General features: G+C 68.1%; 14 protein-coding genes. 4 read left to right on the top strand and 10 right to left on the bottom strand.

Annotated elements, in window-relative coordinates; all coding sequences use genetic code 11:
- Positions 1-88: 88 nt before the first annotated feature.
- From E6C72_RS14400 to E6C72_RS14365, 8 genes are all read right to left on the bottom strand, one after another.
- On the bottom strand, positions 89-1,276 hold the full coding sequence (locus tag E6C72_RS14400) for an MFS transporter (RefSeq protein WP_169055206.1): 1,188 nt from the start codon (positions 1,274-1,276) through the stop codon (positions 89-91).
- Between the two features lie 254 nt (positions 1,277-1,530).
- Entirely contained in the window at positions 1,531-1,764 is a 234-nt protein-coding gene (locus E6C72_RS14395; RefSeq protein ID WP_109443901.1) for a hypothetical protein, read from the bottom strand.
- 110 nt (positions 1,765-1,874) lie between these two features.
- Entirely contained in the window at positions 1,875-2,639 is a 765-nt protein-coding gene (locus E6C72_RS14390) for an ABC transporter ATP-binding protein (RefSeq protein ID WP_109443900.1), read from the bottom strand.
- Between the two features lie 14 nt (positions 2,640-2,653).
- The gene (locus tag E6C72_RS14385) at positions 2,654-3,397 is read right to left on the bottom strand and encodes an ABC transporter ATP-binding protein (RefSeq protein WP_109443899.1); all 744 of its coding nucleotides are present in this window, start codon (positions 3,395-3,397) and stop codon (positions 2,654-2,656) included.
- Positions 3,394-4,428 carry a branched-chain amino acid ABC transporter permease gene (locus E6C72_RS14380; protein ID WP_109443898.1) on the bottom strand — a complete coding sequence of 345 codons (1,035 nt, stop codon included), beginning with the start codon at positions 4,426-4,428 and terminating at the stop codon, positions 3,394-3,396. Before E6C72_RS14380 ends, E6C72_RS14385 begins: the two co-directional genes overlap by 4 nt.
- Entirely contained in the window at positions 4,425-5,300 is an 876-nt protein-coding gene (locus E6C72_RS14375; protein ID WP_109443897.1) for a branched-chain amino acid ABC transporter permease, read from the bottom strand. The genes E6C72_RS14380 and E6C72_RS14375 overlap by 4 nt, the downstream gene beginning before the upstream one ends.
- Before the next feature lie 83 nt (positions 5,301-5,383).
- Complete coding sequence (locus E6C72_RS14370) at positions 5,384-6,544, bottom strand: ABC transporter substrate-binding protein (RefSeq protein WP_109443896.1); 1,161 nt, start codon at positions 6,542-6,544, stop codon at positions 5,384-5,386.
- Positions 6,545-6,706: 162 nt separating this feature from the next.
- On the bottom strand, positions 6,707-7,366 hold the full coding sequence (locus tag E6C72_RS14365) for a response regulator transcription factor (RefSeq protein ID WP_109443895.1): 660 nt from the start codon (positions 7,364-7,366) through the stop codon (positions 6,707-6,709).
- A gap of 166 nt (positions 7,367-7,532) precedes the next feature.
- Here E6C72_RS14365 and E6C72_RS14360 point away from each other — a divergent pair, with 166 nt between their 5' ends.
- Both E6C72_RS14360 and E6C72_RS14355 read left to right on the top strand, forming a co-directional pair.
- Positions 7,533-9,404, top strand: a complete 1,872-nt coding sequence (locus E6C72_RS14360) for a histidine kinase (protein ID WP_158280232.1) — start codon at positions 7,533-7,535, stop codon at positions 9,402-9,404.
- A gap of 131 nt (positions 9,405-9,535) precedes the next feature.
- Positions 9,536-9,802: a hypothetical protein gene (locus tag E6C72_RS14355; protein ID WP_109443893.1), complete on the top strand. Its 267-nt coding sequence runs from the start codon at positions 9,536-9,538 to the stop codon at positions 9,800-9,802.
- A gap of 35 nt (positions 9,803-9,837) precedes the next feature.
- Here the strand turns inward: E6C72_RS14355 and E6C72_RS14350 are convergent, their stop codons facing one another.
- Positions 9,838-10,383 (bottom strand): GNAT family N-acetyltransferase, encoded by a 546-nt coding sequence (locus E6C72_RS14350; RefSeq protein WP_109443892.1) that lies wholly within the window; start codon positions 10,381-10,383, stop codon positions 9,838-9,840.
- A gap of 5 nt (positions 10,384-10,388) precedes the next feature.
- Positions 10,389-11,624, bottom strand: coding sequence for an MFS transporter (locus E6C72_RS14345; RefSeq protein WP_109443891.1), 1,236 nt, complete (start codon positions 11,622-11,624; stop codon positions 10,389-10,391).
- A 75-nt stretch (positions 11,625-11,699) separates the two neighbouring features.
- On the opposite strand from E6C72_RS14345, the gene E6C72_RS14340 reads away from it, so the two are divergent.
- Both E6C72_RS14340 and E6C72_RS14335 read left to right on the top strand, forming a co-directional pair.
- Positions 11,700-12,587 (top strand): LysR family transcriptional regulator, encoded by an 888-nt coding sequence (locus tag E6C72_RS14340; RefSeq protein WP_109443890.1) that lies wholly within the window; start codon positions 11,700-11,702, stop codon positions 12,585-12,587.
- 121 nt (positions 12,588-12,708) lie between these two features.
- Positions 12,709-15,180 (top strand): PAS domain-containing protein, encoded by a 2,472-nt coding sequence (locus E6C72_RS14335; RefSeq protein WP_109443889.1) that lies wholly within the window; start codon positions 12,709-12,711, stop codon positions 15,178-15,180.
- The last annotated feature ends 12 nt before the right edge of the window (positions 15,181-15,192 follow it).

Below are 15,192 nucleotides of genomic sequence, written 5' to 3'. Positions count from 1 at the left end.
TGTCATTTTTTGAATGTTCGGGTTTTTGCCGCCCCTCTGGATCGGAGGCGGTTCGGTCCGGCTTTTCGTGGTGTTGGCCGGTCTCTTGTTACTGCCCTGTCTGGGTGCCGCGCAGGGTCAGCGTGGCGGTCGCGGCAAGCAGAAGGCCGCAGACGGCGAAGATCTCGATCGCGGGAAGCAGTCCGCCCGCCAGACGGTCGACGGCGGCCACGCCCAGCGGGCTGAGGAACTGGCCGATGAACACCGCCCCCATGAACAGCCCGGTGCCGCGTCCGCGCAGATCGAAGGGCAGTCCGGCCATCGCCACCGTCAGCAGCAGCGGCAGCGCGATGCCCCAGCCGAAGCCGTGCAGGACCGCACCGGCGACGATGCTTGGAAAATCGCCGGCCATCGCCATCACCAGCAGCCCCAGCCCCATGCCGGCGAAGGCCAGCCCGGCCATCAGCGGCGTGGATTTGCGCGACAGGCGGCGGAACAGCAGGGCGCCGACGGGGATGGCGAGACTGCCGGTGGCGGTCGCCAGCCCGATCATCTGAGGCGAGGCGATGCCCTGGATCGCCAGGAGAAAGCCCATCTGGATCGGCACGATGTAGAACAGCAGGCTTGCCGTCAGCACCAGCAGGCTGACTGTGGCGAAGCGCCGCCAGGGAAGGGCGGACGCGGTCTCCACCGTTTTGTGAAGCTCCTTCGGCGCCTCTTCCACCAGGAACAGGATGACCGGCGCGAGGAAGGCCGCCAGTCCGTAGATCGCGAAGGGCGTGCGCCAGCCCTGTTCGCCGAGCAGGCCACCCACGGCGATCAGCGGAATCGCCGACAGGGAGGCCACCACCGACTGCATCGCCAGCCAGCGCTCGCGCTCGCGGCCCTGATTGTGATCGCAGATCAGCGTGGTCGAGCAGGTCATCACCGCCGCCTCGCAAATCCCGAGCAGCGCGCGGGCCAGGATGATCGCCGGCAGATGGTCGAGCCAGATCGGCGCCACGCCGCACACCGCATAGACCAGCAGGGCGGCGACCAGCAGGCGCTTGCGCCCGAACCGGTCGGCCAGCCACCCGGCGAGCGGCGAGAACAGGGCCAGCATCAGCGCCGGGATCGTGATGGCGACCGGAACAAGCAGTCCGGCGTTCGGCTCTGCGGCGAAGGCCCGGCTGATGTCGGGAATGACCGGAGCGACGAGAACCGCCGCCATAACCGGCAGGATGACCGGCAGAATCAAGGATACGGATTGCGCGGTGGCGGCGCGCGACGGCACCACCCGCACCACGGCATCGGACATCTTGCACCCTCCCAAGGACGCGGTCCCGCGCATGGCCGGCAGCAGCGGCCATGGCGGTCGAACTCAATTGTTGTTGGCAAGCGGCGGAAACGCCGTTCTTGGAGTTCCGCGGTCGTCTTGTTGTGCGACCGTCATACCGTCAGCCTACAAATCAGTTCGTCAGGCGTAAAATCTTTCCTGCCGATGCGTCTTATCGCCCGGACGGATGGTTGGGAGCGGGCTGGAAGGGAGGTGCGCTGCCGGTCAGCGTGCGATCAGGGCCACGCCATCGGCGACTGCCGGGTGCCGTCCGGGCGAAGCGTCTGATGGGCCTGGTCGAAGGCCCGGGCCGACAGTTTCCCGTTGGTGGGGAGGGGCTGGGCGATTTCCGACGCATCACCGGGCTGATGCGATGCCGGATGGAACCGGATGTCGGCCAAACCGGATTCGTGGACGGCGAAGGACAGGACGGCGAAGAGGATGCCGCCCGCCAAGATGGTCCGGGTCATAGATTGTGTGATCATGGACGCATTCCCGCAGAAAATCCAATGCCCGGACCTGGGTGTCCGGGTGCCGGAAGGAGCGTCCATATACGGTGGTCGGCGGCGGAACCCGGCGCTCAGGGTGCGGTGGTCTTTTCCAGGCTGCCGCCGAGGAACAGCTGTCCGACGCGCGGGTCGGACAGGATTGCCGCCGCGCTGTCGAACATGCGGGTCTGGCCCAGTTCGAGGACCAGTCCATAGTCCGACATCGCCAGCGCCGAGCGGGCGTTCTGTTCGATCATCAGCACCGAGACGCCCCTGGCCCGCTGTTCCAGCAGGATCTGGAAGGTCTCCGCCACCATCGCCGGCGACAGGCCGATCGAGGGCTCGTCGATCAGGATCAGTTTGGGATCCAGCAGCAGGCCGCGGACGATCTCCAACTGCTTCTGCTGTCCGCCCGACAGGGTGGAGGCCTGCTGGCCGGCCTTCAGGCGCAGCACGGGGAAGCGGTCCAGCGCCGCTTCGATCCGCCGCGGCATGTCGGTGATGCCGCGCCCGGCGGCGACGGCGCCGAGTTCGATGTTGTGGCGGACCGACAGCTCGGGGAAGATGTTGCGGCCCTGGGGAATGTAGCAGATGCCGGCTTCCAGCAGGTCGCGCGGCGTCCGGTTGGTGATGTCGCGCCCGTCGAAGAGGATTTTTCCCTCCCGCGCCGGCAGCAGGCCGAAGATGGTCTTGAAGACGGTCGATTTGCCGGCGCCATTCGGGCCGATGACCGTGGTGATCGAGCCGCGCGGCACCGAGAAGGCGGTGCCGTTCAGGATGGTCATCTGGCCATAGCCGGCAACCACGCCGGACAGGGTCAGGATCGGCTGGTCCGCAAGGGTTATGGCAGGGCTCATGGTCGGCGTCTCCCTCAATGGCCCAGATAGGCTTCGATCACCGCCGGGTCGCTGCGGATGGCCGCGGGCGAGCCTTCGGCCAGCACCTTGCCTTCCGCCATCACCACCACGCGCGAACACAGGCTCATCACGAAATCCATGTTGTGTTCGATCACCACGAAGGTGGCGCCCAGCTCCCGGTTGATGGTCTGCAAGCGCTCCTTCAGGTTCGCCAGCATCGTCAGGTTCACGCCCCCCGCCGGCTCGTCGAGCAGGACCAGCCGCGGTCCGGCCATGAAGGCCATCGCGGCGTCGAGCAGTTTCTGCTGGCCGTAGGACAGGCCGCCGGCCTTCTGGTCGGCCAGATGCTCCAGCTTGAAGAAGGCGATCATCCGGTCGGCCTCGGCGGTCAGCCCGGCATCGCGGGCGCCGAACAGGCGGCCGATCATGCTGCCCTTGTGCTCCTGCCCCGCCAGGATCAGGTTCTCCCGCACCGACAGGTTGGGAAAGACCTGGAGAAGCTGGAAGGTGCGGGAGACGCCCAGCCGGTTCAGCTGCGCCGGGTAGAGGCCGGTGACGACGCGGCCGTCCAGCTTCACCTCGCCCTCCGTCGGCGTCAGCTGGCCGAGGATGCAGTTGAACAGGGTGGATTTGCCGCAGCCGTTGGGGCCGATCAGGCCGAGGATCTCGCCCTCCTCGACAGTGAAGGACACGCCGTCCACCGCCTTGACTCCGCCGAAATGCTTCTTGAGGCCGCTGACGTCGAGAACATGAGTCATTGGGTCGCCCCTTTCCCGAGGCTGTCGGTCCCGCCGGCGGCGGTGCCCAGTGTCGGCGCGGCGGCGGCGCGGGCCGCCGCGGCCTTCGCCTGCGAGCGGTGGTCGCGCCAGCGCTCTATCAGGCCGAGCAGGCCGGTCGGGCTGATCATGACGATCACCAGCACCACGGCGGCGTAGATGATGAGGTACCAGCCGCCGGTCGCCCGCAGCAGCTCCGGCAACATGTAGGAGAAGAAGGCGCCGACGAAGGGGCCGAAGAAGGACCCGGCGCCGCCGGCCACCACCGTCAGCAGCAGGACGAAGGAGGCGGACAGGGCGAAGGGCGCCGGGTCGATGAACTCCACCAGCGGCGCGTAGAGCGAACCGGCGGCGCCGCCATAGGCGGACCCGATGGCGAAGGCCAGCAGGGTGTAGGCGCGGATGTCCACCCCCAGGCTGGCGGCACGCAGCGGATTCTCGCGCAGAGCCAGGAAGGCACGTCCCCACGGCGATTTCAGCAGCCACCACATCGCCAGCGCCAGCACCAGCGTGACGCAGAGCAGCAGGCGGTAGAAGGGCAGGGCCGCACCCAGGTCGCTGCCGAACAGCACCGGGCGGGGGATGTTGGCGATGCCGAAGACGCCGCCGGTCAGCCATTGCTCGTTCCGCGCGATCAGGAAGACGACGACGGTGAAGGCCAGCGTGACGAAGGCGAGGTAATGGTGCCTCACCCGCAAGGCCGGGAAACCCAGCAGCACGCCGACCGCGAAGGACAGCCCGCTGGAGGCGAGGAAGGCCGCCGGCAACGGCCAGCCGGCCTTGGTGGTCAGGATGGCGGTGGCATAGGCGCCGATGCCGAGGAAGGCGCCCTGCGCCAGCGAGGTGAGGCCGGCATAGCCCAGCGTCAGGTTCAGCCCCATCGCGGCGATCGACATGACCAGCCACAGCGAGACGACGTAGAGCCCGTAGCTTTTCAGCCCGGACGGCAGGACCCACAGGATCGGGAAGGCGACCAGCAGGATCAGCAGGGTGGGGTCGAAGCGGCGGATCATACCGTGCGCTCCTCCTTGCGGCCCAGCAGCCCTTCCGGCTTGACCAGGATGACGACGACCAGCACCACCAGCGGCACCGCCGTGCGGTAGGCGCTCGACACGTAGGCGGCGGTCAGGTTGTCGATCAGCCCGATCAGGAAGCCGCCGGCCAGCGCGCCGCGGATCTGGTTGAAGCCGCCGACGATGGCGGCGATGAAGGCGGCCAGCCCGATGCTCTCGCCGTTGGAGAATTTCGCCAGATAGACCGGCGAGACGAGATAGGAGGCGACCAGCGCCAGCACCGCGTTGATGAGGAAGGTGAGCAGGATCATCCGCTCCACCGGGATGCCGAGGATGCGGGCGACCGTCGGGTTCTGCGCCGTGGCCTGCATGGTGCGGCCGGTGCGGGTGCGGGTGATGAACAGCTGGAGCCCGACGATGGCGACCACCGCCACGACGACGATGGCGAGGTCGCGGGCGGAGATCGCCGCCCCCAGCACGGACAGCATGCCGTCGGGAACCAGCGAGGGGAAGGGCTGGGCCTCGGCGGAGAAGCCGTTCTTGGCCGCCTCCTTCACCAGAACCGACAGGGCCATCGTGGCGATGGCCAGCGGCAGCACGCCGTGGCGCTGCATGGGCTCGACCAGGAAGCGCTTGAAGCCGAAGCCGAACAGCAGGACGAAGGCGACGCTGGCGACCGCGAAGGCGGCCCAGACCGGCAGTCCGGCATGGGTGCCGACCAGAACGAGGATGGCCGGCAGCATGACGAATTCGCCCTGGGCGAAATTGATGGTCTGTGAGGTCTGCCAGACCAGGGTGAAGCCGATGGCGGCCAGCGCATAGATGGCGCCCGTCGCCAGACCGGCGACGACGAGCTGAAGGAACTGGTCCAAGTCAGCCTCCTGGACAATGAGCGCGGCGAAAAGGGGACGGCCCTCCAGCCGGGGGCCGTCCCGCGCGCCTTAGGGATGCTGGCTTACGGATTGATCATCGGCAGGGTGGCCTTGACCACCGGCTTGCCGTCGGTCACTTCGACCAGGAAGCTCTCGCGGTCGACGTCGCCGTTCTCCAGCCACTTGGTGTCGATCAGGATGCCCGGCTCCTGCGCCACGTCGATGCGGGCGCCGTGCAGGGTCTTGGCGAAGGCCTCGCGGTCGAACTTGCCGACGCGTTCGGTGATGGTCTTGACCGTGTAGACCGCCGTGTAGCCCTTGATGCCGTTGTGGTCGGAGGTGAATCCGTAGGCATCCTGATACTTCTTGCCGAAGGCGGCGAAGCCCGGCTTGGGCGCGTCCACCAGCAGCCCGACATGGCCCTTGACGCCGTTGGCCGCTTCGCCCGCCAGCTCGATCACCTTGGCGCCGAGCAGGGTGGTCTCGCCGATGATCGGCTTCGCGATGCCCTGCTGGCGCGCGGCGCGCAGGAAGCGGGCGCTTTCCTCCTCGTTCAGATAGACGAAGACGGCGTCGGCGTTTGCGTTCTTCACCTTGATGGCATCGGCGGCGAAGTCGGCCTGGCCGGATTCGGTGGCGATGTCGGCGGCGACCTGGATCCCGCGCTTCTGAAGCTCGGGAATGATGGCGTCGCGGCCGCCCTTGCCGAAGTCGTTGTTGATCCAGACCACCGCGACCGACTTCGCCTTCACCTCGTCGCGCAGGTAGTTGGCCAGCTTCGGCATCGCGTCGGCCTGGTTCAGCGAGGTGCGGAAGATGTAGGGGTTGCCCTGCTTGGTGAAGGCCGATGCCTCGCCGCCGACGATCTGCGGCACGGCGGCCCGCTGGGTGATCTGCATCGACGCGCTGATCGGGCCGGAGAAGATCGGGCCGAGCACGACATAGGCGTCCTCGTCCACCGCGCGCTGGACGGCGGCGCGGGTGGCGCCCGGATTGGTCTGGCTGTCGTAATGGGTCACCGCGATCGGACGGCCGAGAATGCCGCCCTTGGCGTTGATCTCCTTCACCGCCAGATCGACGCCGTTCTTCCAGTTGGTGCCGGCGGGGGCGCCCGGACCGGACAGCTCGATGACGTCGATCAGCTTGACGGGATCGGCCGCCTGCGCCGGTCCGCCAAGGGCCAGCAGCGACGCGGCCACTGAGGCTGTGAGTGCGATGGCGGCGGTGAAGGTCCCGGTGATCATGGTCTCTGTCCTCCCTGTTGCCTTGTTTCCCCGGTTTTCCACGGGCTTTGATCGACGGGGCAGTATGGAGAAAGGGATATCTGTTAAAAGCTGATGATCGTCACTTTCCGCGGTGACGAAAGTCATTATAACGAATTGTCAGCGAAACGGTGCAATCGGGGCTCAGCGCCTTGCGCTCCGCACCGCCTTGACCGCCAGTTCCGTCCTCGACTGGACGCCCAGCTTCTCCATGATGCGGCTGACGTAGTTCTTCACCGTGCCTTCGGCCAGGAACAGCGTGGCGGCGATCTGGCGGTTGCTCTGGCCCTGGGCGATCAGGTCGAGGATCGCCTGTTCCCGCTCGGTCAGCGCGGCGAGATCGCAGGGGGCGTCGCCTCGCTGCGGATCGGCCGGCCGCGACCGCCGCAGTTCGTCGAAGAGCTTGCGGGCGACATTGGGGGAAATCCGCGACTCTCCCCGCATGACGCCGCGGATGGTGTCGAGGATCTCGGCTTCCGACGCGTCCTTCAGCAGATAGGCGGCGGCACCGGCGGAGATCGCGCCGAACACGAGGTCGTCGGTGTCGAAGGTGGTCAGGATCACCACCTGTGTTCCGGGAAATTCGGCCAGGATGCGGGTGGTTGCGGCGATGCCGCCCAGCCGCGGCATCTGGATGTCCATCAGAATGACGTCGGGGCGGAAGCGGCGGCACATCTCCACCGCCTCGATCCCGTCGGCCGCCTGACCGACCACCTCGATGTCCGGCTCCAGCGACAGCAGGCTGGCGAATGCGCGCCGGATCAACTGCTGGTCCTCGACGATCACGATGCGGATGACGGTCATTGGGTTCCCGGAAATCGGACGCGCGGAATTGCTTTGGAGCCGCAGCAATCCGCTTTATTGACTGGGCTGGGTGTGGTGTCGAGAGGAATTGGGGCGGAAGGTGGGCATGTCGGCTGTCACTGTGACCAGGTCTTCCCCGCCGGTGTTCGTCCGGATTATGCGGGAGTTGGACCCCCGCCTGCGGCTGGCGGCGGCGGTCGGCTGGTCGATCGCCCTGGTGTCGCTGGCGGTGGCGCTGGTCGTCGGGCTGCTGACCATGCGCGAGGCGCGCGAAGCGCTGGAGCGTGAGATCGGCCAGCTTTACGCCACCCACGCGCAACGGCTGATCGACACCATCGACACCAATCTGGCCGGGCGGCGCGACTGGATCGCGGCATCGGCGAAGCTGGTCGGCTTCCGCGACGGCGACCTGTCCGGCCCCGACCGCCAGCAGGCGCTGACCGACCTGAAGGCGGCGCTGAATGAGGTGGAGTGGGCCGGCATCGTCGATCTGAACGGCGTGGTGGTCGCCGGCACCGATGGGCTGCTGGTCGGGCGCTCGGTCGGTTCCCGGCCCTGGTATACCGGCGCCTTTGTCGGCCCCTACATCGGCGACGTGCAGAACGAGCTGCTGCTGGACCAGGCGCTTCCGCCGACGCGCAACGGCGAACCTCGCCGCTTCGTCGAGCTGTCGGCGCCGATCCTCGACCGCGCCGGCAACATCCGCGGCGTGCTGGCGGTCACGCTGGGCTGGTCCTGGATCGAAGCCTTGCAGCGGGGCACGCTCGCCGCGCTGAGGGACCGGCCCAGCGCCGAGATCCTGCTGCTGGGGATCGACGGCACCGTGCTGTTCGGCTCGCCGCAGACGCCGCGCCGCAGCCAGATCGATCTGTCGGCCTATCCGTTCGGCACCTCACACCGCGTCGACCGCGGGCTTCTGGCCGGCCTGGCACGCAGCACCGGCTTCGCCGACTTTCCCGGCCTGGGGTGGAGCGTGATGGTCCGCGAACCGGCGGCGCTCGCCTTCCGCGCCGCCGACCGGGCGTCCCTGTCGATCTTCGCCGCGATCGCGCTGGGCGGGCTGGTCGCCACGCTGGTCAGCGTCCTCGTCACCGGCCGGATCATGCGACGGCTGGCCGCCGTGGCCGCAGCGGCCGACGATCTGCGGACCGGCCGCAAAACCCAGTTCGAGGCGCCGGGCAGTGACGACGTGGCAGGTGGGAAAGGCGGGAGCCGCGACGAAGCCGGCCGGATCGGCCGGTCCATCGCCTCGCTGATCGGCACCTTGCAGCAGGCGAATGCCGATCTGTCGGCCGTCAACGAGGTGCTGGACGCCCGCGTGGCGGAGCGCACGCGCGAGATCGAGCGGCTGAGCAACGAGGCGCGGGCGGCGGCGCTGGTGCGGGAGCGGCTGCGGATTTCTCGCGATCTGCACGACACCGTTGCCCACACCCTGCTGGGCCTGCTGACCCAGATCCGCCTGATCCGCCGGCTGGCGGAGGCCGACCCGTCCCGCCTTCCCGCCGAAATCCGCCACGCGGAGGCGGCGGCGCAGGAGGGGCTGGTCCATGCCCGCAGCGCGGTGTCGCAGTTGCGCTATTCCCCCGTGCGCGACGACGGGTTCGGGCCGGCTTTGCGCCGTCTGGTCTCGCTCCTTCAGGACCGGACGGCGTCGCGGCTGGTCCTTACCGTGGCGGCGGAGGTGGAGGCGTTGACTGGTCAGACCGCCGAAACCCTCTACCGCATGATCGAGGAGGCGTTGCGCAACGCCGTCCGCCATGCCGATGCGGCGACGATCCATGTCGAGGTCGCCGTGGACCGGATGTCCGGCATGGACCCGAATGGCGGGGAGGGCGGACTGGTGACGATCGTCCGCGACGACGGGCGCGGCTTCGACGTCGTGGCCAACCCCTCCGACCATTTCGGCCTGATTGGCCTGCGGGAGCAGGCCGAACTGATTGACGCCGGGCTGTCCGTCGACAGCACCCCGGGCCAGGGCACCTGCGTCACCATCAGCATGCCACTGGCTTCATTGGGGATCGCCCCCCACCTGGGCTGACAGGCGGGAGGAAGACAGCCTGCCTTCGCCCCGGCCGAAGGCAGGCTGTGGCAAAGCCGCATTGTGACGATCCGCCGCATCGATCAAGCTTGTTCCTGACGACGAGGCCGACAGGAGGGGAAGGACGAAGCATGGCCCTGCTGGATCGCGACAATGCCGGACCCAAGAAGGCCGGACATGACGGGAAAGGCCTGATGGACGGGGTCGACCGCCGGCTGCTGGTGGTGGTGCTGGCCCTGACGCTGCTGACCCTGCTGGCGGTGCTGGACCAGTACCGGCCGACGCCGGGATCGGCGGTGCCGGTGGACTGGCAATTGCCCTCGGTGGAGTTGCCGCGGACGGTGCCGATGGCGACGGCGCCAAGCCCGCGCCCGGACGAGCTGCTTGGGGCGGACTGATCCCGGTGAGAATGATGCGGGCCAAATGATTCGGGTCAGCCGACCGGCGGGGTTTCGCCGCCGTCGCCAAGCGGGCGTTCCATCAGCACGCCGTCCAGCCAGCGGCCGAACTTGAAGCCGACCGCCGGCAGGATGCCGACGGGACGGAAGCCACAGGCGCTGTGCAGGCCGATGGAACCGTGGTTGGCGCTATCGCCGATCGCCGCGATCATCCGGCGGTAGCCGGCCGCCTCGCACATCTCGATCAGCGGGATCATCAGCGCCCGGCCGATGCCGCGCCGGCCCATGCCGTCGGCGACATAGACGGAATTCTCCAGCGTGAAACGGTAGGCGCTGCGGGTGCGGTAGGGACCGGCATAGGCGTAGCCGGCCAGCCGCCCGTCGCACTCCGCCACCAGATAGGGCAGGCCGCGTCCCAGGATGTCGGCACGGCGGCGGGCCATCTCCGCCTCGTCCGGCGGAACCTCCTCGAAGGAGGCGGTGCCGTGCAGCACGTGGCGGGCATAGAGCGCGGTGATGGCGGGAATATCGGCATCGGCGGACGCCCGCACGGTGATGGCGGACCCAGCGGTGGAAACCATGATTTTCAGCTCCGGTCAGGACGGTCGGCGGGAAGAAGAAGGGCGCAGACGGTCGCCAACCCGCCGCCGACGCCGAGAAGCGCGAAACCCCATCCCCATCCGGAGCCGCCGGCCCCACCGGCATGATCCAGCACCAGACCGACCGCCAGAGGGGCTGCACCGCCGGCGCCGAAACCCAGGATGGAGCGCACGGCGAGTGCCGCCCCCAGGCTGCCCGGCTCGACCGATTCGGTCATCGCCGTCGACAGCACGGGTGAATCGCCAAGCGCGGAAAATCCGTAAAGCGCCGCCACCGCCAGCACCAGCGCCAGCGGCATTCCGTCCATCCAGCCGATGGAGACGGAGCAGGCGGCTCCCAGCACGCCCATCGCCACCAGCACCAGTCGCCGGCCCAGCCGGTCCGATGCGCGCCCCATCAGCAGCGAGGACAGGAAGCCCGAGAGATGGATGGCCCCAGCGATCCACAGACCGCGCACGCCGGCCCCACCCGATCCAGCCAGACTTGCGCTGAGGAAGGCGGGCAGCCAGGCCCACATGCCGAGCAGCTCCCAGCAATGGGCTGTGTAGCCGGCGGTCAGCAGGAAGGAACGGCGGTCGGCCAGGAAACGGAAGGCGCCGCGCAGCCGCCGCGTCGATCCGCCCGCAACCAGATTGGGCCGGCCATGCAGCCCCGGCGTGGCGAGCAGCGCCGCCAGCAGCGGTCCCAGGCCGCAGGCGATGAAGGCGGCCTCGTAGCCCATGCGCTCCGCCAGCCCGGCGGCGAGCGCGATGGAGGCGAAATAGCCGAGTGACCCGGCCGCCAACAGCCAGCCCACCGCCGCGCCGCGCCGCGCCGCCGGTACACCCTGCGCCACCAGCATGATGGAGGGGGCGTAGGTGCCGCCTTGGGTCAGCCCCATCAGCGCGAACAGCAGCAACCCGCTTTCCGCCGAGCGGGCGAAGAAGGCGAAGGCGATCCCGGTCAGTGCCGTCGCCCAGCTTGCCCATAGGAAGACACGCTTGGCTCCAAGGCTGTCGGCGAACCAGGAGGAGCCCACCAGCGACAAGGCATAACCGACGTTGAAGGCGGTCTGGATCGAGCCGGCCTCTCCCGCCGACATGCCCCAGGCCTGCATCGCCGGCCCCAGCGCGCCGGCATAGACCATGAATGACAGCGATGTGGCAAAGCGGCTGGCGCACAGAAGCACGAGCCAGATCGGGCGCGGCGCGGGGGCGGGAGTGGTGATGGCGGCGGTCGTCATGGGCACACCGTCGCGGACTGGCGAAGGAAAGGCAAATTTATTGATTTGATCCCAATCATAAGGAAAACTATGGGTATGCGCGGCCTGAACCTCGACCAGCTCATTACCTTTGCCACCGTCGTCGAGCATGGCGGCTTCACCGAGGCGGCCGGGCGGCTCGGCCTGACCCAGCCGGCGGTCAGCATGCAGATCCGCAATCTGGAGGAGCGCTTCGGCGTGCGGCTGGTGGAGCGGGTGGGCAAGCGTGCCCTGCCGACCGCCGCCGGGCGAGACCTGCTGCCCTTCATCCGCCGCCTGCGCGAGGAAGTGGAGGCGGCATCGGCCGCCATGGGCCGCCACCGTGCCGGGCAGGTCGGGCGCGTGCGCATCGGCACCGGTGCCACCGCCTGCATCTATCGCCTGCCGCCGATCCTGACGGCACTGCGCACCGCCCATCCCGGGCTGGAGATCATCGTCGTCACCGGCAACACGCCTGACATCCTGGATGCGGTGGAGGGTGGAACGCTCGATCTGGCGTTGGTCACGCTGCCGGCGGGCAGGCCTGGACTGTCGATCGAAGCGGTCTGTGACGAAGAGCTGGTCTGCGTCGGTCCCCGCGACGATGGAGATCCACTGAGGCCGGCCGTCGCCCCGGCGGCGCTGGCGGATGAAACGTTGATCCTTTACGAGCGTGGCGGGACCATGCGGGCGGTGATCGACGGCTGGTTCATGGCCGGCGGCATCCAGCCACGTCCCGCGATGGAGCTGGGCAATGTCGAGGCGATCAAGAACCTCGTCGCCGCCGGGCTTGGCCGGTCGATCCTGCCATCTGTCACTGTGGCCGGTCCGCAGGATTGTGACCGTTTCGCAGTCCAAGCTTTGACGCCGCCATTAATCCGCACGCTTGGGTTGGTATTGCGGCGTGACAAAGTGCTTGATGTCGGCGTGCGGGCGATGGTGAAGGCGATCACCGATATGCGGTAGCAAAGTCAGTAAAATTTCGAGGTATCAAAATCGTCCGGAATATTGCTTTTGGAAGGTTTACAGCGGCTTTAGGCATTGCGCACTCTCGACGTTCGAGATTTTTATTTCTCTTTGGGCGCCTATGACCAAACAGAAGTCCGTCCCGAATGAGCCCGCCGACGACCGAACGGGAGACGGGTGGGACCGGCCTGCCCAATCGGAGGCGGAGCTGCGGGCAAGGCTGGCGGTATTGGAGGAGGAGAATGCCCGGCTCCAGTCGGCACTGTCCGCCTCCTCCACCAGTTGCGACGACCTGCTGACGGTTACGGCGTTGAACGAGGATCTGCGCAGCGCTTTCAGCGCGCTGGAGCGCAGCCGCGCCGCCCACGCCGACAGCGAAAGGCGGCTGCGCGCAATTCTGGACAGCGCCGTCGGTCACGCCATCCTCACCCTGGCTCCGGACGGCCGGATGACCAGCTGGAACCCCGGTGCCGTCCGCATCCTGGGCTGGACGGAGGAGGAGGCGCGGGGCCAGCCGGTCGACATTCTGTTTCCGCCGGAGGAGGCCGCCGCCGGCATGCCCGACGCGCTGCGGCTTCGCGCGCTGGCCGAGGGCCGAGTCCAGGAAGAGCGCAGCTTTTGCCACCGGAACGGCTTCACCGTCTGGGCCGCGCTGACCATCCTGCCGCTCCAGGGTGACGAGGAGGGATTCCTGTGGATCCTGCACGACCGCTCCGACGAGCGGCGGATCGAGGAGGCCATCGCCGACGCGCGGCGGCGCGCGACCGACATTCTGGACAGCATCGACGAGGCTCTGGTGGCGCTGGATGGCGATTACCGCGTCATCTACCAGAACCGTCGCGCCGAGCAGCTCGACCACCAGTCGCTGTCGGCGATGCGCGGCCGCCGGCTGTGGGAGGTGTGGCCGCAGTTCGCCGGGGCTGATCTGGAGACGCTGTGCCGCAGGACGATGAACGAACGGCAGCCGACCGCCATCGAAAAGCGGTTCGACGGCGAGGATACCACCCTGTGGCTGGAGGTCCGCTTCCTGCCGACGCCGGAGGGGGTGGGCTGTTTCTTCCGCGACATCACCATGCGCAAGCGGGCGGAAGAGGAAGCCCGCGCCTCGCACGAGCGGGCGGTGAAGATTTTGGAAAGCATCAGCGACGCCTTCTATGCGGTCGATCACCAGTGGCGCTTCACCTACATCAACCGCAAGGCCGAGCAGGTCTGGGGCCGGTCGCGCGACACCCTGCTGGGCCGCCTTGTCTGGGAGGCCTTCCCCAAGGTGCTGGGCAGCGAAGCTTTCGAGGCGCAGAAGCAGGCGGTCCGCGAAGGCCGGGAAATGACTATCGAGGTGGTGTCTCCCACCATGGGCAACTGGGTGGAGGCCAGCATCTATCCCAGTTCCGACGGCCTTTCGGTCTATTTCCGCGACATCACCGCCCGCCGGCAGGCGCAGCAGGCGTTGTTGCAGGCGAAGGAGACTGCGGAGGCTGCCGACCTCGCCAAGGGCAAGTTCCTGGCTGCCGCCAGCCACGATCTGCGCCAGCCGCTTCAGGCGCTGCTGCTGTTCGTCGACGTGCTGAAGCCGCATGTGCAGGGTAGCCAGGGCGCCAACGCGCTGATGCATCTGGGCCGCGGGCTGGACGCGCTGAAGGAGCTGCTGGACAGCCTGCTCGACATGTCGCGGCTGGATGCCGGCGTGGTCCAGCCGAACATCGAAAACGTGTCGATCATGCCGCTGTTCGACCACATCGCCGCTTCCTACCGGCCAGTGGCAGCGGCCAAGGGGCTGGAACTGCACGTTCTTTCCTGCAATGCCGCCGCCCGCACCGACCGCACCCTGCTGACCCGCATGGTGCGCAATCTGGTGGAAAACGCCCTGCGCTACACCGAGAGCGGCCGGATCGACATCGAATGCCGGCGGGCCGGCGGGCGGCTGCTGATCGAGGTGCGCGACACCGGCATCGGCATTCCGCCCGATCATCTGGAGAGCATCTGGGAGGAGTTCCATCAGGTTGGCAACCCGGAGCGCGACCGCAACCGCGGGCTCGGTCTGGGATTGGCCATCGTGCGGCGGCTATCCTTGCTGCTGAACCATCCGGTGGACGTCACCTCGAAGCCGGGGCAGGGAACCAGCTTCGTCATCGCGCTGCCGGTCGGCCGCGCGGTCGAGTTGGCGGCGACCGCGGCGGAGGCGGCGACCGCCGGCCGCGGGCGCTTCGCCGTGGTGGTGGACGACGACGCCATCGTTCTGCTGGGGCTGGAGACGATCTTCCGCGAATGGGGCTATGAGGTGCTGGTCGCCGGCTCGGCCCAGAAGGCGGTGGAGGGGTTGAGCCGCATGGGCCGCCGCCCGGATCTGATCGTCGCCGATTACCGCCTGCGCGAAGGCCGCTATGGCACCGAGGCGGTGGCCCGCATCCGCGCGCTGTACGACAACCCCGGCAATCCTTCTGTCTCTGGCCCGATCCCCGGCCTGATTCTGACCGGCGAGACCGGTCCCGAGTGCGAGCGCGATGCTGCCGCCCATGGGCTGGGCATCATCCACAAGCCGGTGACGCCGCGCCAGCTCGGCCACGCCCTGGGCGAATTGCTGGGAGCGTCCTGAAGGGCGGGGCAG

It is taken from the genome of Azospirillum sp. TSH100 (assembly GCF_004923295.1).
Classification (GTDB): domain Bacteria; phylum Pseudomonadota; class Alphaproteobacteria; order Azospirillales; family Azospirillaceae; genus Azospirillum.
The sequence above is the reverse complement of the archived record's forward strand: the minus strand, read 5'-3'. Positions and strand labels throughout refer to the sequence as shown.

Coding starts and splice junctions, on each gene's coding strand:
- E6C72_RS14400 (WP_169055206.1), bottom strand. CDS start 1,276: ATGTCCGATGCCGTGGTGCGGGTGGTGCCGTCGCGCGCCGCCACCGCG.
- E6C72_RS14395 (WP_109443901.1), bottom strand. CDS start 1,764: ATGACCCGGACCATCTTGGCGGGCGGCATCCTCTTCGCCGTCCTGTCC.
- E6C72_RS14390 (WP_109443900.1), bottom strand. CDS start 2,639: ATGAGCCCTGCCATAACCCTTGCGGACCAGCCGATCCTGACCCTGTCC.
- E6C72_RS14385 (WP_109443899.1), bottom strand. CDS start 3,397: ATGACTCATGTTCTCGACGTCAGCGGCCTCAAGAAGCATTTCGGCGGA.
- E6C72_RS14380 (WP_109443898.1), bottom strand. CDS start 4,428: ATGATCCGCCGCTTCGACCCCACCCTGCTGATCCTGCTGGTCGCCTTC.
- E6C72_RS14370 (WP_109443896.1), bottom strand. CDS start 6,544: ATGATCACCGGGACCTTCACCGCCGCCATCGCACTCACAGCCTCAGTG.
- E6C72_RS14365 (WP_109443895.1), bottom strand. CDS start 7,366: ATGACCGTCATCCGCATCGTGATCGTCGAGGACCAGCAGTTGATCCGG.
- E6C72_RS14355 (WP_109443893.1), top strand. CDS start 9,536: ATGGCCCTGCTGGATCGCGACAATGCCGGACCCAAGAAGGCCGGACAT.
- E6C72_RS14350 (WP_109443892.1), bottom strand. CDS start 10,383: ATGGTTTCCACCGCTGGGTCCGCCATCACCGTGCGGGCGTCCGCCGAT.
- E6C72_RS14345 (WP_109443891.1), bottom strand. CDS start 11,624: ATGACGACCGCCGCCATCACCACTCCCGCCCCCGCGCCGCGCCCGATC.
- E6C72_RS14340 (WP_109443890.1), top strand. CDS start 11,700: ATGCGCGGCCTGAACCTCGACCAGCTCATTACCTTTGCCACCGTCGTC.
- E6C72_RS14335 (WP_109443889.1), top strand. CDS start 12,709: ATGACCAAACAGAAGTCCGTCCCGAATGAGCCCGCCGACGACCGAACG.